Origin of the sequence: Dehalococcoides sp. THU4 (assembly GCF_043231265.1) — a bacterium.
Classification (GTDB): Bacteria; Chloroflexota; Dehalococcoidia; order Dehalococcoidales; family Dehalococcoidaceae; genus Dehalococcoides; species Dehalococcoides mccartyi.
Map to the genome: position 1 here is coordinate 1 of NZ_CP171266.1, position 18,822 is coordinate 18,822.

Genomic DNA, 18,822 nt, shown 5'->3' on the forward strand with positions numbered 1-18,822 from the left:
TGTTCCAACCGCTGTATCTTTTTATAAGGCTCCAATCTATATTACAGGTTGGATCCTCATGATCACGCGTGGTAACCCACCATGGCTCATTGTTTACTTTATTAGCGTGGTCACCCTCTAAAGCTTTACCTGCTGACAGCAGGTCATCAACATCTTTAAACTCATGCGGCAGGTTATTCTCTGCAAGTACTGCGGCACCCAGTGCCCCCGCACCGGCTCCTGCCAAACCTAATCTCTTCATGAAATCACGCCTTGTGACTGTAGAATGATATTTTTCACTCATACTTTTAAAATACCTCATTTAAAAAAAGCTTTTCGCACTTTGGCGTCTGTCATGCGGTAGTCCGCAAGCCAATACGCATAATCTGCCTCCTTGATGCTATCTTAAGGGAAGGGTTGTTAAGTAGAAGATAGCACCTTGGAAAGCGCACGTGCCACGAAAGAATGAAAAAAAAATATTAAAAGTTTACTAAAACTTTTATTGAAAATTTATTAAATTAGAATATAATAGTCACAAAGCGAGTTAGTTGGAGAATTAGATTGGGAGGGACGTGAGTAAAAAATGGGAAACGAGCGTGATATGGATTTAAATAACATTAAGCAGCAGGAAGATAGAATTAATACCTACGGGGAAGAGTATGTAAATCTCTCATTAATGAGTATAATAACACTTATTGGAACCATAGCAATGCGGAATTTCAAACTTACTATGGGTGAGTATAGTGAAAACCTAACACCGAATGAGAGCAATTTACTTATGGAAGTATATTTTAGAGAAGAAATCGGAATCATTGACGCATGCAGGGCAACTGGTTTAAGCACTGAGAATGTCTTGCATTTATTCTCTAATATATATAACAAAGGCTACCTAAAGAAAGTAAAAAAGGGTAAGAAAACTTATTATAGTATCGCAGATAACCCACCGGGGGATTGGCAGGATGTTTTAGAAGGTTATCAAAAAGCAACAGATGCTTGTAACTATTTTTGTAAAGACTTAAGTGATGAAAAGAAGCAAGAAATTTGGGATATGCTTTTGGATATAAGGCATAATGTGAATGATTACCATGTTCGCATGTCAGGCATTAGCTTTCTCTAAACTGCAGCAAACCCCATCACCATTGCTTAAGGGAGAGACCAACTCTCCCCCGTCTCCCCATTAATAGCCAGAAATTACCTTCACAAACCCTACCCTCAAAATCAAGCAATATTTACGAATAAACACCAGGCAAAAAAGAGGGGCTCACAAACCAATTGGTTTGTGAAGGAGAATCTGCCTGTACCAAGCAGTATATTATATTACTTCTTCATCGGTTGCCTTTTTAATACAATACATGCTTTTAAAATATTTTGAAGCCGCAATTAGTAGAATGGCTACTTTTTCATATGTGTTTGGTAGTGTTGGTTTAACCGAGAAGTGAATCGCATTTCTAGAGTCACGCAGAATATCGGACCAAACCATAATACTATTTAACGCACCGTTTGAAATTCCAGTTTTGTCTCTCACAGTTTTTAATTCTTTTCTATTGTACATTTCAACTATCTTGCTGATTTTACTCATAATTGTAATTGGCTTATCACTTGCTTTAAAACGTGCAACGTCTTCTTCACTCTTGGATCCGAGCTTAACCATGTATTGCATGATGGAAACCCCAAGTTCTAACCATGCGCCTTCCATGGCTTTTCCAAGCATTACAACTGCGGGTCTGTATAAATTTCCTTTAAAGCAAGCGATAGAATCTTTGATAGCCTCAATAATTTCTTCGTCAGCCCCGGCAACTCCCGCTTCTAACAGATAAAGATCTGCATCCATTAGGGCAAAGTCATCATTAGTTCTGCTGGAGACCGAGAAGATAAAACGGTTTGGAAATGTATATCGGTACTCATCGAAACTCCATCCCCCAGAATGCCCCCCGCCCCTTTGGTACACAGTAGTCCACGCCTGATGGAAACCTTCAGTGCGATAGGAACTAGTAGGCATAACTATTCCAGAATAAATTAACGCGTTTAACGCTTCGTGAAAAGCAAGGGTAAAACTTAAACTTTCTGCCACTTCCTTAACTAAAACATCAGTTTCAGTGAACGAAGGATGTATTATTACTTCTCCGGGTTGTTCGGCATGTTGCTGCTGTAAAAATTGTTTACAGATGTCTTCTGGATTATACTCGTTATTTCTGGGTATACCTAAAATAAATGCTTTTGCGATGGCTATCTTATGATGATCTACTTTAACCTGTTCTAAGATCTTCCCTTCATTTTTATCTCTCGGCATCTGATCTACTCCTTATTAAGCGATAAGGTATTATAATGCCTATTTTGACCTTACCCCGGAATTAGCGCACCCTGCATTAGAGCCTTCGCAGTTATATTAGCATACTCCTTTGGCGTAGTTCCGTTCAATGCGCTGTGCGGTCTGACTTCGTTGTAGTCTCTCCGCCACTCTTCGATAACACTACGGGCATGGTCCAAGCTGAGAAACCAGTTCGTATTCAAGCACTCATCCCGTAATCTCCCATTGAAACTCTCGATATACGCGTTTTCAATAGGTTTCCGGGTCTTATGAAGTTCAGCCTTACTCCTTTGCGATATGCCCATTCATCCAAGGCACGTCCGGCAAATTCCGGACCATTGTCAACCGTGATGCTTTCAGGCAGTCCCCTCGTTTCTGATAGCCGGTCAAGTACTCCCGCTACTCTGCGGCCTCCCAGTGACGTATCCACCTCTATCGCCGGACATTCCCGCGTGTAGTTATCAACGATGGTAAGCGCCCGGAAACGTCTGCCGGTAACAATACTGTCTGTTACAAAATCCATCGACCATCTCTCGTTCGTCCGACGCGGTGAAGGTAATACAATACGTAATCCGGCGGATCCTTTCCTTTTCCGTTTCTTTCTTAATGCCAACCCTTCCTCACGGTATAACCGTTCTGTACGCTTATGATTTACAACTAATCTTTCCCGTTTCAACAATATGTGCAGTCGAGGGCTGCCAAACCTCTTTCGTTGCTCCGCCAGTTCACGCAGCCGCTTACGCACCATAGCGTCATTATCCGGTTTCGGTCGGTATTGATAGACCGACGTTGATATATTAACCAACAGGCAAGCTCTTCTGATACTTAGCCCAAGGTTCTCCCTGACATGAGAGACCGCTTGCCGCTTAACCTCGGGCGTCAGAAGTTTTTTGAGAGCAGTTCCTTCAGCGCCAGATTATCCAGCGCCTGGTCGGCTACAAGCTGCTTAAGACGACGGTTTTCGGCTTCCAACGATTTCAACCGTTTCAGATCGCTGACGGTCATCCCGGCGTACTTCGCCTTCCAATTGTAGTAAGTAGCCTCGCTCATACCATGTTTGCGACAGAGATCGGCTACCTTAGCGCCGGCTTCGCCTTCCTTCATTACGGCGATGATCTGTTCTTCAGTGTATTTTCTGGCTTTCATGAGTCCTCCTGGTGTTTTTATTTTACCAGAAGACTCTAAGTCATCGTGTAGCTGTTTTCGGGGGTAAGGTCAATTTCCATACAAGTATATAAAAGGTATTTATATTTACTTAGAATATCTTCATAACAGAACCCACAATGTTACTAACCACACCGATAAAGAGCATGGCCAGTCCTATAACCACGCCACCACTCACCACAAACATTAGTGCAAAGCGGAAGATGGACCAGCTCCCCTCAAAGAATGAATAATCCCACATCAGCATTTTAGGCAGCCCGTGCAAAAAGAACCCACCGGCAATCTTCGGAATATCCAAACCACCTCCCCCGGATACTTCCATAATAGAATAACCGGTAAGGCTGTTAAGTAAATCAACCTCAGCGGTGCCTATGTAGGTGCCTTCCACAATAAGGGATATCGCTTGCCCGATAAAGAAGAAGGCAAATATACTCATCCATAGTTTTGTACTCATAATAACTCCTTAATAGCTGGCGGTCCCCTGCTTAATAAGTATCGCAATGGCAATAATGGCAAATATCCCCACCACCCAGAACGGAATGGGCCCGGCCAGTGAGTAAAACGTAAGCCCCATGCCGGTTGTAGCACTCAAAGCAAATAAACTCCTGGTAAAAGCATAAATCAGCATGCCTAAGAGCGCGCTGGATATAAAACACCAGGGAAACCAGAACAGACTCAAAGGGATATCAGCTTCAGTAAGCATTTCATTTATGAGGTCTGCCCCGGGCAGGTGCTCTGTTTCCATCTCCCGATACATCTCTGTAGGCATTGTAGGGGCTGTATCTATAACGGTGACTGTATCATCATCGGAGCTGCCCGAAAACTCGGCCATACTGAACGGTTCATAATCGTTAAGTGTTGCGGATACGTCTGCGTCAGTCGTTGTCGTTCTAAAGCTTGGAGTGCAATCATTGCCGTAAGCCGTAGAGTCCTCAAATGTAGAGCTGTTCTGCCATTCTATGTATTGCTTGAGAATACCGCCTATAGTGATGTCATGAGACCTTAGGTAAAGCACAGAACCGCCGGAGGCAAAAGTCCAGCTGTTAGAGTTATTTGGTACGGAAGCGCCACCCAGTGAATCTGTATCTTTTAGCACGTCATCAACATAGATTTTAAGATCTGTGCCGTCTGCTGTTGTTTTGACTGTGTGTTCACCGCTATCTATTCCGGTTGCCGTAACATTAACTAACTCTCCCATGCTTTGGCCAGTTAGTTTAAAAGCTAATTGCCCATCCGGTATGTGGGAATAGTTAGACCATGTAGAGCCACTATCGCTGCTAACAGAATAATCTACATCGGCGTTACCGTCTGCCCAACCTAAATAATAAGTTCCTGAGGCTAAAGATAGAACAAAGCAATATTCTGTTTCTGTATCTATATCTACAGGCGAACTCAAGTCAAAAGTTTCCCAATCATAAGTTGAACCAATGTCTGCACTCCCTAATGATGCGGAAGCCAAGCTAGCTCCGGTAGGTTCATGGCTTGCATCAGCCTCATACAGATTAAGGGTTATTGTGCCTGCACTGCCTACCTCTTTCATGTAGAGGTCTATCTCAGTCAAACTTGTATTAACGTCAGGTGTAAAAGGTTGAAGCCCCCAATATGAACTTGATACGGGCGTACAAAGATAGCCAATAACCTGAAAACCGTAATCCTTGCTACTTAAAGACCAATTACTGCCGCTATTTGTACTAATAACACCCTCACCGCCGGAATAACCGCTGGAGCTGTAGCACCACTCCAATTCGTTTGCTGTATCTCCGTCAGTATTTTCTAGAATAATTGCGTAAGTTCCGGCTTCAAGACACCAACCATACGCTAAGCCTAAGTCAAAAGTTACCCAAGTTTGGCTGGTGCTTACTTCTGAGGTGTCTAATGCTCCTGTAAAAGTACCGATTCCAGTCATAGAAATATTGCCATAGTTGTTATAATACTTTCCTATCTTGATATCGGCATCCGGAGGAGCACCGTTTTTCTCTATGTATAATGCTACGTCGGTAATTATTGCAGGAGAAGAAAGCGTAAAGGATTGAGCAAGCCACGTGGTACCTGAAAAATCCTCGTCTGTAGTGCTACTGGAGAAAGAGGTAAATACTGTATCAGCCGCTACATCTGCCTCTATGTCCGTGTGGCTCTCTGTCTCCGCTTCTGCGCCTAAGCCGTAAATACTGCTTGTTATCTCGTTATCTCCGCTTACGTATGACCTAAAAGCTCCTTCTTTATAAACAAGGTTCTTATCGCTGCTGGCATCGGTATTGATGTACCCCTCCTGCTCGATAATAAAGTTATTACCTAGCTCTAGGCTTGCATCATCATCTGCGGTCATGCCGGTATCACCGGGGAAATAAACGATATCCCCTGCCATGTCTGTACTGCCCCCGGTGTAAAGGGAGTAGTTTTTACTTGAGTTCTGGCTCACCTGCCCGGCATAAAGCATCCAATCAGTAGAGCCGCTTACTGCCGGCATATAGGGCACATCCACACCGCCTGAATCCCTTATTGCAGTATTGGTAAGGTCAGAATTCACGTAGTAGCCGCTGATGAGCGAGCCGGTGCCTAGGGCAAAAGGCACGGCGACCTCTGTAGCGGTGTAACTGGAATTGGTAACGCTTATGCTGCCGCGGTAAATCGCCCCGCTGATATCAGAAGCCAGTACAGGGCTTGCCAGAATCATTAAAGAAAGGGTTATAGCGGTTATTATATAGGTAAGCTTATGTTTCATCTTAACTCCTTATCCATGCCTGAAGAAAAATATATATACCAGAAAGCCCCCGGCAGTGAGCCCTGCAAGCGCCATTATTGCCGGGGCTATAAAACCCATCACCGCACCCATCAAAAACACCGCGGCCCCGCTGATCAGCGCGGGTGTAGTGGTGGAGAACTTGGCATAGCTTAATACAAACAGTCCTAAAATGATGGCCAGTATTCCGATGCCTGTAAGGACATTCCAGGGGACATGGAGCCCGTCTTCCATCTTCTGAAGTGAGTTGCCTATCCAAGTGCCGTCATAACGTGTCTTATAACTTTCCCCTTGAGCCCTGGTCCATGCAGTCTCCTCAAAATCAGGGGTGGAAGTCTGTATAGCGAAGATCTGGGGGCACATTGTTTGAATGCCCGAGACAGTTCCCCTTAAATATGTTTCCCCGGTTGAAGAAAGGATAGTGCCAAGATCTGATTCAGCTACCATCTTGGTGTCCCAGTTGATTTCTAGGTCCCTTAGGACATCTACAAGGTAATTACCGAGCAGTGTTCTATTTTCATCCTCATCATCAAGCTGGGAGTAGTCGGAGGTTACTAATGTGTAGCTTACTGCAGGGGACGTACTCCAGTATTTGGGATTACCTTCTATTCTGAGTTTATATGCACCTTCCCAAGTGGGAGCTCCCGCGGCCGTAAAGTAAAAAGCGGAAACACCCATATCATACCCTGAATTGTAATAGGGATAAGGAGCCACCGCTCCAAGTTGTGTTGTGCCATCTGTATCCATTAAACGGAAGTGGAACAGATCTGATGCCGGGGCGGATGGCTGGCCTGCATCATATTGAATGTTATAAGTAAAGGCAAGAAGAAAATCATCTTCTTCAATGAGATTGTGCATTGCCTCAACTGATATTATCTGGAAGGTATCCGGGGCTACCGGATCGGCAGCACTAACCACGTTTAAAGGAAACAGAATAGGCAGTATTGCTACTGCGATTATGATGCGGATATATCTTTTTGCTGCCTCAAACGCTCGGCCCATGACGTAAGCACCTCGTAAATGATAGGCAATGATAAGGTGCTTTTGCCGTATTCCCAATTGATAAGGGCATTCCTATGCACTCCAAGAGAAGAGGCTAATCGTGTCCGGCTTATACCCTCTTCTCTCATAATGGTGCGGATAGCATCGGGGACTGAATGAACCCTTACGGCTGATTCGCTAAGGTTAGGTATTACAACGCGTTTGCTTCTTCTCATAATACGATTATACCACCTCAAAATTTACCTTCATCTCTATTTATATAACCTATGTCTTAAAAAACTGCACAAAACCTTGTGCAGTATTCCCAAAACGGCATGGTAAAACGGAAATAGGTTCTAAATTTAAGGGAAAGGAGGTGGATGGGTAGTGAATCGAATTATGGGAATCGTAATGGGCATTATAGGCATTGTGATTGTCTTTATCATGTTCCCCCTTATTATGGACTCCTCGCATGACATCCAGACCGATGACTACACGCACGTTGAAACGCTGGCTTTACTAAAATGCAGGTCATAGTGCTTGGCCGGAAATAAATCCCAAATAGGTTTTGATGATAAGACGCACTGCCTGATTGCAGATAAAAAATATCCGGTACGGGAGCAAACAAAATCATGCCTGACTGCCAAAATACCAATCTGCCTGAAATAATACTGGCCTCAGCCTCACCCCGCCGGCAACAGATACTAAGGGAAATGGGCTTCACGTTTTCGGTTTGCCCTTCTCAGGCAGAGTTACACCCTGACGGTTCGGTTGCACCCGCCAAATTTGCCGCTTTAAATGCCGAAACCAAAGCCAGAGACATTGCCCGGAATACCAGACAGGGGCTTATCATAGCTGCAGATACAGTAGTGGTGGATACACTAGGCATACTGGGCAAGCCTGCTTCCCCGGAAGAAGCCCTTAACTACCTGCTCAGGCTGGGCGGTAAAAGCCATACGGTAATAAGCGGCATTTGCTTAATAAATACCCAAAACAGCCAGGTACGCTCCGGCACCTGTCAGAGCAGCCTCCATATGCGCCCTTTTACTCCGGCGGAAGCCCAAAGATATGTGGAAAGCGGCCTGCCCATGGACAAAGCCGGTGCCTACGGCATACAGGACAGGGAATTTGAACCGGTGGAAAAGATAGAAGGCTGCTATCTGAATGTAGTCGGCCTGCCGGCCTGTACTTTAGTGCGGCTGATAAAAGAAATGGGTTTTTGCCCGGAACTGCATGACAACTGGCAGCCCGAAGGAGATTGCACCCTTTGCCGTATTTACCGCACCGGTATAAACCAGACCTGTTAAAGGGATAAATCTACAGCCAGTTCAGCTAAGTGCGCTACCGGTAGAGTAAAATTCAGCCGCTGCCGGCTGTTTCATATTTTTTAAGGCAGCTGCTGCAGATATGATTATGCAGGCAGATTACCCCGCCGCATTCCGGGCAAGTCCAGCGTTCTTTTTCCCTGTCCAAAAATGCTTCCATCCCGTTTTGTTTCAGGAAGAGCCCATTTTCAACCAGGCTGAGGCTGTAACGCAGGCGATACCTTTTATCAATATGGGTAATCAGGCGGCAGGGGAAGGTCTGGCATTCGCCGCAACTCTTCAGCCCGTGTTCTGCGGCACATGTTTTGATAAGGCAGTTACGGCAACTGGCGGCCTTAGTCGGGCTGTCGCTTAAACACCCCGGGCAGGTTTTCTTTTGCATAATATGAGCCTTGCACCCGAGGCAGTTTATACCGCAGGGGGCAATCATTTCGGGGTCTAAATTTTCAGGCATTTTCATATAAACCACCCCGCAAAATAATCCGGCAAAAACGCCGACAAAATTTATCTTGCCAGCCCGGCAGGTATTCAGCCAACATGATTATAACGGTTGGTAATAGGCAAACGGCGGTCACGCCCGAAGGCTTTGGGAGTGATTTTTATACCCGGAGGAGCCTGACGGCGTTTATATTCACTCCGGTCTACCATTTTGACCACCCGCTTAACAATGCTTTCCTCAAACCCCAAAGCCACAATCTGGTCTATGCTTTTATCCTGCTCCACATAAGCCTCCAGAATAGGGTCAAGCAATTCATAAGGGGGCAAAGAATCGGTATCAAGCTGGTTGGGTTTAAGTTCGGCAGACGGCGGTTTGGTGAGCACATTATGGGGTATCAGCTCAAAGCCGGCTGATTTATTACGGTTGTGAGCCAGGCGGTAAACCAGCACCTTGGGAACATCCTTGATAATGGCAAAACCGCCGGCCATATCACCATACAGGGTACTGTAGCCGATAGCAGTTTCGCTTTTATTGCTGGTATTAAGCACGAGCCAGTGAAATTTATTGGAAAGGGCCATAAGCAGATTGCCCCGGATACGCGCCTGAATATTTTCTTCGGTAGTGTCAGTTTCAGTTCCGGCAAATACCTCTGAAAGGGTACTCAGAAATGATTTGAAAATGGGGTCTATGGGGATTTGCAGGGTTTTTATACCCAGGTTTTCCGCCAGACGCAAACTGTCTGAAATACTGCCGGCGGAAGAATAACGGGAGGGCATAATAACCCCCACTACATTATCCGCACCTAGGGCATCTGTGGCTATAGCAGCTACCAGACTGGAATCTATCCCCCCGGAAAGACCGATAACCACCTTCTTAAAGCCGTTTTTATTTATGTAATCTTTAGTACCCAGTAAAAGCGCCTGATAAACCTCTGCATCAGCATCCAGAGGAACACTGTCACTATTTTCAAACGGCAATTTTGGTTCACTAAGACCTGATGCTGAAACAAAGATAGAGTCCGGGATTTCCGTGCTCATATCCCCTTGCCGGGTTAAAGCCGGTATATCCAGGTCCAGCACCAGCAAATCTTCCTGAAACTGTTTTCCCCTTAAGACCAGATTGCCATTATAGTCAAAAACATTGCTGGCACCGTCAAATACCAGCTCATCCTGACCGCCCACCATATTGGTATAAGCAATATAGACCCGGTTTTCCCGGGCGCGGTCTGAGAGCATCTTTTCACGCTGGTTTCTTTTGCCAAAATGATAGGGCGAAGCACTGATATTGATAATCAGCTCCGCCCCTTTGTTGGACTGAGCGGTAGACGGGCCTGAGGCAAACCAGATATCTTCACAGATATTCACCCCCACCCGAAGCCCGCAGATTGTATACACAGGGCAGCGGTTACCCGGCAGAAAATAACGGTTCTCATCAAACACGCCGTAATTAGGCAGGAATATTTTATGATAACTGTCAATCAGGCTGGCATTATGAATAATGGCGGCAGAGTTATGCAGACCGTTATGGGAATCCACATACCCCACAATAACCGTGATACCCTCTGAGGCTTTGATAACAGAGTCAAGCGAGTGAAGATTACCTTCAACAAAACGGGGTTTATGGAGTAAATCTTCGGGCGGATAGCCGCAGATAGCCAGTTCGGGAAAAACTATTACGTCTGCGCCAAGTGAACGAGCCTCTTGAATATGGCGGATAATACAGGCCGTATTCCCGGCCAAATCACCCACCACGCTATCAATTTGTGCCATTGCTAAACGCAATTTCCCCATACTTCCCTCATATATAAAAAACAGGGTCTGGTATAGGCTATTGTAACCCATTTACCAGACCCTGCGCCAATTTATTCAGTAAAGACTAGAGGAGGGGCAAATATCTCTTGAGTTCCCAGTCAGTAACAGCTACGCTGTACTCAGTCCACTCTATTTTCTTGTTAGCGATAAATGCCTTATGAACATGGTCACCCAGAGCTTCACGCATCAGATCACTGCCCTCGGTCAGCTTCAGGGCTTCCAGCAAGCTGCCGGGCAAAGTCCCGATGCCGCGTTTGGCACGCTCAGCTTCGTTCATCTCATAAACATTTTCTTCTATGGGAGCGGGAGGAGTCAGTTTTTCCTCAATACCCTTAAGACCGGAGGCCAGCATAACGCTGAAAGCCAGATAAGGGTTACAGCCCGGATCAGCCGAGCGGAGCTCTATGCGGGTGGATTTCTCATGTCCCGGCTTGTACTCAGGTACCCGTACCAGGTCAGCCCGGTTGCGCCGTGCCCAGGAAAGGTATACCGGAGCTTCAAAACCGGGTACCAGACGCTTGTAGGAGTTTATCCACTGGTTAGTAACTGCGGTAAATTCGGGAGCATATTTAAGGATACCGGCAATATACTGCTTGGCCATAGTAGACAGGTAATAGGAATCTTTGGCATCAAAGAAGGCATTTTTGTCACCCTTGAAAAGACTCTGGTGGGTATGCATACCGGAGCCGTTTACCGAACCAACAGGCTTAGGCATAAAGCTGGCATGTAAACCATGACGCAGAGCCACTTCTTTAACCAGCAATCTATAAGTCATAACATTGTCCGCCATGGTTAAAGCATCAGTATAGCGGATATCAATTTCATGCTGGCTGGGGGCAACTTCATGGTGAGCATATTCAACTATGATACCCATGTCCTGCAAAGCCACTATAGTTTCGCGGCGAAGGTCGGTGGCCAAATCACGGGGAGTCAGGTCAAAATAGCCGCCTTCATCTAAAAACTCGGTTGAGCGGTCATTCTTGAAGTAAAAATACTCCAGTTCAGGTCCGACATAGAATGTAAAGCCCATATCAGCCGCTTTTTTCAAGTTCCTCTTCAGGACATAGCGGGGATCACCCTCAAACTGCTCGCCGGACGGGTGTTTGATATCGCAAAACATACGTCCAACCTGATATTCACCATTTGACCAGGGCATAATCCGGAAAGTATCCGGGTCAGGCAAGGCCAACATGTCAGATTCATCTATGCGGGCATAACCTTCAATAGAAGAACCGTCCAAACCCATGCCGTCTTCCAAAGCCCTTTCAAGCTCGTTATAGGCAATGGAATAACTTTTCAGGGTGCCCAAAATATCAGTAAACCACAGGCGAATAAACCGTACATTATGATCCTTAGCCGTTTTAAGAACGTACTCTACAGATTCTGCCCTCGTCATTTCTAACGTATCTCCTTTTATTGCCGGGGAAATATTTTCCCCAAATCAGTTGTTTAGTCTACCAGTTATATATTTCAGCATTATTTCGTAATTGTTTCAGTGATGTTACGTCACGTATGGCTTAGACAGCCTCGCTGCCTGTTTCACCTGTACGAATCCGCACCACCTGCTCAACTGGCATTATGAATATTTTACCATCTCCGATACGTCCTGTCCGGGCAGCCTTGACGATGGCATCAACTGCAACCTGGCAATCATCATCGTGGCAAATCATCTCCAGTTTCAGCTTCGGCAGAAACTCTACCCGGTATTCACCTACTCTCCACTGCAACGGAACGCCCTTTTGTTTTCCGCGTCCGCTGACTTCGGTGACAGTCAACCCGGCAAAACCTGCCAGTTCCAATGCTTTTCTAACCGGTTCCAATCTTTCTTCGCGGATAATGGCTTCTATCTTTTTCATCTTAAACTCCCACCATAAGCCCGTTCAGAGTGCTGGGCAATATCAAGCCCTATCATTTCTTCGGGTTCTTTGACCCGCAGGCCTACCAGCTTATCTACCACCTTGGCAATTATGAAGCTGCCCACGAAGGCAAAGCCGCCTGTAACAGCCACACCCAAAGCTTGTTTAAGGAACAGTTCCACGTTACCGGACAACAGACCGTCAGCACCGGCAGAGTTTACCGCCACGCTGGCAAAGATACCTGTTGCCAAAGCACCCCAGATACCGCCTACACCGTGTACTGCCATAACATCCAGTGAATCATCAAAGCCGCGTTTCATCTTGAATATCATAGCACCGTAGCAAACCAGAGCTGCCACCGCACCGATAGCGATAGCCGCCAAGGGTGTTACAAAACCAGCCGCCGGAGTAATGGCTACCAAACCGGCAACTGCACCGGTAACTGCACCCAGAAGCGACGGCCGGCGATGACGCCAACTAAGGAATATCCAGCACAGAGCTGCACTGGCAGCCGCAGTGTTAGTAGTAACAAAAGCATTTGAAGCCAGACCACCGGCAGTTAAAGCGCTGCCGCCGTTGAAACCGAACCAACCAAACCAGAGCAGAGCCGCACCCAGCATAACCATGGGCAGGTTATTGGGTTCCATCTGTTCTTTAAGGAAACCGCGGCGGGCACCCAGTGCCAATACCAAAGCCATTGCAGAAACACCAGCGTTGATGTGGACAACAGTACCGCCGGCAAAGTCCAAAACACCCAGATTGAATAACCAACCACCATCACCCCAGACCCAGTGGGCAATGGGCGAATAGATAAGACAAAGCCAGAGTGCTCCGAACAGGAGCAAAGCACTAAAGCGGATTCTCTCTACTACCGCACCGGTAATAAGGGCCAGAGAGATAATGGCAAACATACCCTGGAACATCATGAAGGCCAGATGAGGTACTGTGGTAGCATAAGTGTCAGATGGATCTTGCCCCACACCATTTAAACCCAGGAAGTTCAGACCGCCTACCAGACCGTTGATATCGTTACCGAAACCAAGACTGTAGCCGATCAAAACCCAGAGCACTCCACCCAGAGCCATAGCCCCAAAGCTCATCATAAGGGTGGAAACCAGATTTTTGCGCCGGACCATGCCTCCGTAAAACAGAGCCACGCCCGGAGTCATCAGCATGACCAGAGCGGTAGAGACAAGTAACCAAGTCGTATCGCCGCTGTCCATAACTAAACCCTCCTTCTGTATTTTTATTACATACAGTTTACCGATGGAAGGTTAACAACAGATTAAGTTTATATTGCAATTAAATTAATTTTATATTTCGGGAATATTACGAAATCCAGCGATAAGGGAGACTACAGGGTTAAAAACGGCGTTTAAAGCGGTAGCCTATGTTACGCACAGTCTCAACAAAGGTATGGGTCTGGTCTTCTATTTTACCGCGCAGGCGGGTTATGTGGACATCAACCGTGCGGTCTCCGCCGTAATAGTCATAACCCCACACTTTGTTAAGCAAAGCCTCACGCGAAAAAACCCGCCCCCGGTTTTGGGCTAAAAATTTTAAAAGCTCAAACTCACGGAAGGTCAGGTCAAGCAGCCGCCCTGACAGAGTGACTTCACAGCCAAGGGTATCTATTATGAGGTCACCGGCCCGGATAATACCCGGCTCACTCATGCCCCATTTTTCAGCCAGCCGCACCAGCCGCACTTTAAGCTCATTTACCGAACCCGGCCAGCGGATAAAGTCATCCAGCCCCGGTTTGAGGGCTATTTCCTCGTAATCATCTGCCGGCAGTAGGCCCATAATAAGGGGGTTTTTGGCTAAGGAAACATTTTCCGGGATTTCCCATTCGGATTCCTCAGTTTTCAGGCTAAGAAAATCCAGCAGGACAATATCAGGTACAAATTCGGCAAGCAGAGGATAAGCCAAAACAAAAGAGGCCGCCTGTTTTATTTCAAACCGGTCAGCCTCCAGTTCCCTAAGCAAACTGCCCATTTTTTTAGTATCTGCAGTCACAATAAACAGTTTTAACAACTGGCCCGCCTTAAGTGTTTCTTAATAAGCGTACATTCTGCCATAAGGCCTGAGATACTTCGGATAAAGCTTGTAGAAAGGCCTGGCAGCTATCTCCTCTGCATTATAACCAAAGTGGAGAGCAAATTCATCAATTAAAGGGCGTAAAGTTTTCCAATCGGTCTCATCCAGCTCGGCTATAGCCACTTCTTTGCCAAGCTGGTGTTCTTCAACCTTGCCGCTCATATATATTACGCCGCCGTGCATGCCTGTACCGATAAAGTTGGCCTTGTGGGTTTCATTTTCCCCAAGCCCCAAACCCAGCACTACCAGCACGCCTCCGGCCATGTACTCACCCAAAAAGTCCTGGGCGGTATTCCCGATAACCAAAGACGGTTTTTTATCCTGATAGGCTTTCATATGAATACCGGCACGGTAACCCACATAATCACGCACGAAAAGCTTGCCGCCGCGGGCAGACATACCGAATATATCCCCGCCATGCCCGTGAACGACAATACAGCCATCATTTAGAGTATTGCCGCAGCAATCCTGCACATTGCCGTTTACTGTTATGCTGGGGCCATCCATAAAAGCCCCCAGGTCGTTGCCGGGTGTGCCGTTTATGGTTATTTTCAAGTCACCTTTAAGGCTGGTACCGATATAACGCTGGCCGCAGGTATTGTTAAGTTCCAAAGAGCGGACACCCTGATTTACCAGCTCTGCCAAACGGGTATTAAGCTCACGGTAATAAACACCGTGCAAATTTACACAGGCAGTATCCTGGTTTTGTTTCACTTCGATACTAGTCATTTATTCACCTGCCGCCCTTACTCCAAGTATTTTCAGCTCTTCAGCGGATAGACCTACACCCCGCAGATGGAGGCGGTTGCCTCTGAGGCTTTCAATAGCGTTTACGCCCAAGCCGCCCAGCATGTCTTTAATCTCAAGACTCCAACCGCGCAGCAGATTGGTCAGGCGTTTGGCACCTATCTCAGGGTTAATCCGCTTGGTCAAAGCCAAATCCGAGGTACAAATACCCCAGGCACATTTGCCGGTATGGCATTGCTGGCAGAGATGGCAGCCTAAAGCCACCAAAGCCGCCGTACCGATATTTACAGCGTCAGCACCCAAGGCAATAGCCTTGAAAACATCACCGCTGTTGCGGATACCGCCTGAAATCACCAGCGAAGCCTGATTACGGATACCCTCTTCACGCAAGCGTGAATCAACCGCTGCCAGAGCCAGCTCAATAGGTATACCCACATTATCACGGATAACCTTAGGTGCAGCCCCGGTAGCACCCCGCATACCGTCAATGGTCACTATATCCGCACCCGCCCGAACTATACCGCTGGCAATAGCCGAAACGTTATGTACCGCCGCAATCTTTACCGAAATGGGTACGCGGTAACGGGTGGCCTCTTTAAGAGCATATATAAGCTGGGATAAGTCTTCTATAGAGTAAATATCATGCTGGGGGGCAGGGGAAATAGCATCTGTCCCCATGGGTATCATCCGGGTAAGCGAAACATCAGCACTTACCTTTTCACCGGGCAAATGGCCGCCTATGCCGGGTTTGGCACCCTGGCCTATTTTTATTTCCACAATACGCCCGGAATTAAGGTAATCATTTTGAACGCCGTAACGTCCTGATGCCACCTGAACAATGGTGTTATCTTTAAATTCCATCAGGCTGGAGTGGAGGCCGCCTTCACCGGTATTCCACATAGTGCCCATATTTTTAGCTGCCTGAGCCAGGGAACGGTGGACATTCAGGCTGATAGCACCGTAAGACATGGCGGAGAACATAACCGGCACATCTATTTTTACCAGAGGGGTAATGTTTTCTTCCACATTACCGCAATTATCAAAAGCGGCTTTATCAGGCCTGCGTCCCAGATAGGTGGTAAGTTCCATAGGCTCACGCAGAGGGTCTATGGAAGGGTTGGTTACCTGTGAAGCGTTTATAAGCAGTTTATCCCAGTAAATGGGTTTAGCCTTATCCATGCCCATACCGGTAAGGAGAACGCCGCCTGTTTCTGCCTGCTTGAAAATATCCTCTATCATTTCGGGCGTCCAGTTGGCATTCTGGCGGTATTCCAAAGGATTATTGCGCACTACCAGAGCATTGGTGGGGCAGAAAGTCACACAGCGGTGACAACCCACACAGTTCTGGTTGCGGACCTTTATCTGGTCATCATCTTCGTCATAATAATGGGTATCAAAGCTGCACTGGGTTATGCAGACTTTGCATTTAATACAACGGTCTTCAATCCTGTCTACTATAAACTTAGAAGGTAAAAATGTCTTCATCTTAGTTCTCCAGCCTTACCGGCAAACCCTTGCTCTTAAGATATTGTTTTACTTCGGCTATAGTGTAACGCCCGTAATGGAAAATGCTGGCCGCCAGCACCGCATCCGCCTGCCCTTTATCCAGGGCATTATACAAGTCTTCCGGACCACCCGCCCCGCCAGAGGCGATAACGGGTATATTCAAGCGGGAACTGATTTCCCGGTTAAGCTCATTGTCATATCCGGTATTTTTACCGTCAGCATCAATACTGGTCAGGAGTATTTCCCCGGCACCCAGTGCTTCGGCCTTAATAGCCCATTCCACCGCATCCAGCCCGGCGGGTTTCTTTCCGCTATGGGTATAAACCTGCCAGCCGCTGCCTTCACGTTTGGCATCAATAGCCACCACAATACACTGTCGGCCGAATTTTTCAGCCCCCCGGCTTATCAAATCCGGGTCAGATACGGCTGCCGAGTTTATAGAGACCTTATCAGCACCGGCCCGAAGCAGAGTATTCATATCCGCAATGCTCCGCAGCCCGCCGCCCACACACAGAGGTATAAAAACCTCCTTGGATACCTGCTCTACCACCTCGGCCATAGTCTTGCGTTCTTCGGTAGTGGCTGAAATATCTAAAAACACCAGCTCATCAGCGCCTTCGCGGTAATAACGCGCCGCCAGTTCCACCGGGTTTCCGGCATCACGCAGATTAACAAAGCTGGTGCCTTTTACTACCCGCCCGTTATTCACATCTAAACATGGAATAACCCGTTTATTCAGCATGCAGTAGCTTCCTTCTGCACCTTAATGGGGTTTTGCAAACTGCCCACCACCGGTTCGCCGCCGACAGGCAGCCAGACCTTATCAAGTTCAGGCTGTATCAGCCTGATGGCAGACTCCTCAGAAGAAATAAACAGCTTGGAACGGTATTCACCGACTACCATGGGACGCAAACGGATGCGGTCAGTCATACCTATCATTTCGCCGGTATGAGCCACAATAATTGTAAACGGGCCGTTAAGCAGCAAACCGCCGTAAATCTGGCGAAGAGTAGTCATAATCTTGCGTTCGTGTTCCGGCAACCGGGCTATCTGATTCCAAAGAGGGGCAGCCAGCACTTTGGCAGCCATCTCAACAGACAGGCCATGCTTACGCATCAGCAAATCTACTGCATAAGCAACCACTTCGGTATCGGTTTCCATAGTGCATTTGTATCCGTACTGCTCCAGAAAACGCTTGTTTATGCCATAGGAAGAAATCTCCCCGTTATGCACCACTGTCCAGTCCAGCAGGCAGAAGGGGTGAGCACCGCCCCACCAGCCTTTGGTATTGGTAGGAAAGCGGCCGTGGGTAGTCCACAAATATCCTTCGTATTCTTCCAGCCGGAAGAACCGCCCGATATCCTCGGGATAACCCACCCCCTTAAAGACACCCATGTTTTTGCCGCTTGAGAAAACAAAGGCATCATTTATGCAGGTGTTTATATACATTACCCGGTCTACCACGTAATCTTCTTCAATAAACTTACCGCATTTTTCAGGGCTGACCGAAGCAAAATACCGCCAGACAATGGGCGGGTTAGTTATCCCCTGCTGGTCACGGGTAGGAACTTCTTCTTTGTGTTTAAGATTGAAAAAGCTTTCCAGAAAACACTCTGTTTCCGCCTTAGCCTGCTGGCTGAGGAACATGATATGGAAAGCATAATCATCTGCAAAATCAGGGTAGATTCCATAAGCGGAAAAACCGCCGCCCAGACCGTTTCCGCGGTCATGCATACTGCCAATGGCCGTAATTAAATCTGCCCCGGAGAAACGTCCTCCGGAGGTATCCATCATACCGAAAAGCGAACAGGCATCTATAACCTTGCTGTCCGAATGGCTATTGCTTACTCTAGTTAAGTCTCTCATGGA

General features: G+C 47.0%; 19 protein-coding genes and 1 pseudogene. 3 read left to right on the forward strand and 17 right to left on the reverse strand.

Annotated features, from left to right (window positions below; all coding sequences use genetic code 11):
* The coding region (locus ACE6F3_RS00005) for a twin-arginine translocation signal domain-containing protein (protein ID WP_392654722.1) at nucleotides 1-283 on the reverse strand (283 nt) is incomplete at its 3' end.
* 279 nt (nucleotides 284-562) lie between these two features.
* On the opposite strand from ACE6F3_RS00005, the gene ACE6F3_RS00010 reads away from it, so the two are divergent.
* Nucleotides 563-1,096, forward strand: coding sequence for a hypothetical protein (locus ACE6F3_RS00010; protein ID WP_392654723.1), 534 nt, complete (start codon nucleotides 563-565; stop codon nucleotides 1,094-1,096).
* Nucleotides 1,097-1,291: 195 nt separating this feature from the next.
* On the opposite strand, the gene ACE6F3_RS00015 is transcribed toward ACE6F3_RS00010, so the two are convergent.
* The 6 genes and pseudogenes from ACE6F3_RS00015 to ACE6F3_RS00040 all read right to left on the reverse strand — a co-directional run bounded on the left by ACE6F3_RS00015 (nucleotide 1,292) and on the right by ACE6F3_RS00040 (nucleotide 7,408).
* On the reverse strand, nucleotides 1,292-2,269 hold the full coding sequence (locus tag ACE6F3_RS00015; RefSeq protein ID WP_010935888.1) for a hypothetical protein: 978 nt from the start codon (nucleotides 2,267-2,269) through the stop codon (nucleotides 1,292-1,294).
* Nucleotides 2,270-2,319: 50 nt separating this feature from the next.
* A pseudogene (locus ACE6F3_RS00020) lies at nucleotides 2,320-3,433 on the reverse strand (IS3 family transposase).
* 109 nt (nucleotides 3,434-3,542) lie between these two features.
* Entirely contained in the window at nucleotides 3,543-3,905 is a 363-nt protein-coding gene (locus tag ACE6F3_RS00025) for a hypothetical protein (RefSeq protein WP_135350412.1), read from the reverse strand.
* 9 nt (nucleotides 3,906-3,914) lie between these two features.
* On the reverse strand, nucleotides 3,915-6,173 hold the full coding sequence (locus ACE6F3_RS00030) for a DUF4082 domain-containing protein (protein ID WP_096476781.1): 2,259 nt from the start codon (nucleotides 6,171-6,173) through the stop codon (nucleotides 3,915-3,917).
* A gap of 9 nt (nucleotides 6,174-6,182) precedes the next feature.
* Nucleotides 6,183-7,193, reverse strand: a complete 1,011-nt coding sequence (locus ACE6F3_RS00035; protein ID WP_103908260.1) for a hypothetical protein — start codon at nucleotides 7,191-7,193, stop codon at nucleotides 6,183-6,185.
* Nucleotides 7,148-7,408, reverse strand: a complete 261-nt coding sequence (locus tag ACE6F3_RS00040; protein WP_096476783.1) for a helix-turn-helix transcriptional regulator — start codon at nucleotides 7,406-7,408, stop codon at nucleotides 7,148-7,150. The genes ACE6F3_RS00035 and ACE6F3_RS00040 overlap by 46 nt, the downstream gene beginning before the upstream one ends.
* A gap of 151 nt (nucleotides 7,409-7,559) precedes the next feature.
* Here ACE6F3_RS00040 and ACE6F3_RS00045 point away from each other — a divergent pair, with 151 nt between their 5' ends.
* On the forward strand, nucleotides 7,560-7,709 hold the full coding sequence (locus ACE6F3_RS00045) for a hypothetical protein (RefSeq protein ID WP_278532772.1): 150 nt from the start codon (nucleotides 7,560-7,562) through the stop codon (nucleotides 7,707-7,709).
* A 95-nt stretch (nucleotides 7,710-7,804) separates the two neighbouring features.
* Nucleotides 7,805-8,479, forward strand: coding sequence for a nucleoside triphosphate pyrophosphatase (locus ACE6F3_RS00050; protein WP_279115506.1), 675 nt, complete (start codon nucleotides 7,805-7,807; stop codon nucleotides 8,477-8,479).
* Nucleotides 8,480-8,531: 52 nt separating this feature from the next.
* On the opposite strand, the gene ACE6F3_RS00055 is transcribed toward ACE6F3_RS00050, so the two are convergent.
* The 10 genes from ACE6F3_RS00055 to ACE6F3_RS00100 form a co-directional block, all read right to left on the reverse strand.
* Entirely contained in the window at nucleotides 8,532-8,957 is a 426-nt protein-coding gene (locus tag ACE6F3_RS00055; RefSeq protein WP_010936814.1) for a DUF3795 domain-containing protein, read from the reverse strand.
* A gap of 68 nt (nucleotides 8,958-9,025) precedes the next feature.
* Entirely contained in the window at nucleotides 9,026-10,726 is a 1,701-nt protein-coding gene (locus ACE6F3_RS00060; RefSeq protein ID WP_058292740.1) for an NAD+ synthase, read from the reverse strand.
* Nucleotides 10,727-10,811: 85 nt separating this feature from the next.
* Complete coding sequence (locus ACE6F3_RS00065) at nucleotides 10,812-12,143, reverse strand: glutamine synthetase family protein (protein WP_279115505.1); 1,332 nt, start codon at nucleotides 12,141-12,143, stop codon at nucleotides 10,812-10,814.
* A gap of 121 nt (nucleotides 12,144-12,264) precedes the next feature.
* Nucleotides 12,265-12,603 (reverse strand): P-II family nitrogen regulator, encoded by a 339-nt coding sequence (locus ACE6F3_RS00070; protein ID WP_010936817.1) that lies wholly within the window; start codon nucleotides 12,601-12,603, stop codon nucleotides 12,265-12,267.
* A complete protein-coding gene (locus tag ACE6F3_RS00075) occupies nucleotides 12,600-13,826 on the reverse strand; it encodes an ammonium transporter (RefSeq protein WP_010936818.1) in 1,227 nt (408 codons plus the stop codon). Before ACE6F3_RS00075 ends, ACE6F3_RS00070 begins: the two co-directional genes overlap by 4 nt.
* A gap of 139 nt (nucleotides 13,827-13,965) precedes the next feature.
* Entirely contained in the window at nucleotides 13,966-14,637 is a 672-nt protein-coding gene (locus tag ACE6F3_RS00080; protein ID WP_010936819.1) for a response regulator transcription factor, read from the reverse strand.
* Between the two features lie 21 nt (nucleotides 14,638-14,658).
* Nucleotides 14,659-15,429 carry a hypothetical protein gene (locus ACE6F3_RS00085; RefSeq protein ID WP_279115504.1) on the reverse strand — a complete coding sequence of 257 codons (771 nt, stop codon included), beginning with the start codon at nucleotides 15,427-15,429 and terminating at the stop codon, nucleotides 14,659-14,661.
* Nucleotides 15,430-16,932 carry a glutamate synthase-related protein gene (locus ACE6F3_RS00090; protein WP_041342474.1) on the reverse strand — a complete coding sequence of 501 codons (1,503 nt, stop codon included), beginning with the start codon at nucleotides 16,930-16,932 and terminating at the stop codon, nucleotides 15,430-15,432. It abuts the gene before it with no gap.
* Between the two features lies 1 nt (nucleotide 16,933).
* Nucleotides 16,934-17,695 (reverse strand): imidazole glycerol phosphate synthase subunit HisF, encoded by a 762-nt coding sequence (gene hisF, locus ACE6F3_RS00095; RefSeq protein ID WP_041342477.1) that lies wholly within the window; start codon nucleotides 17,693-17,695, stop codon nucleotides 16,934-16,936.
* Nucleotides 17,689-18,819, reverse strand: a complete 1,131-nt coding sequence (locus ACE6F3_RS00100) for a hypothetical protein (RefSeq protein ID WP_041342480.1) — start codon at nucleotides 18,817-18,819, stop codon at nucleotides 17,689-17,691. The genes hisF and ACE6F3_RS00100 overlap by 7 nt, the downstream gene beginning before the upstream one ends.
* Nucleotides 18,820-18,822 lie beyond the last annotated feature (3 nt).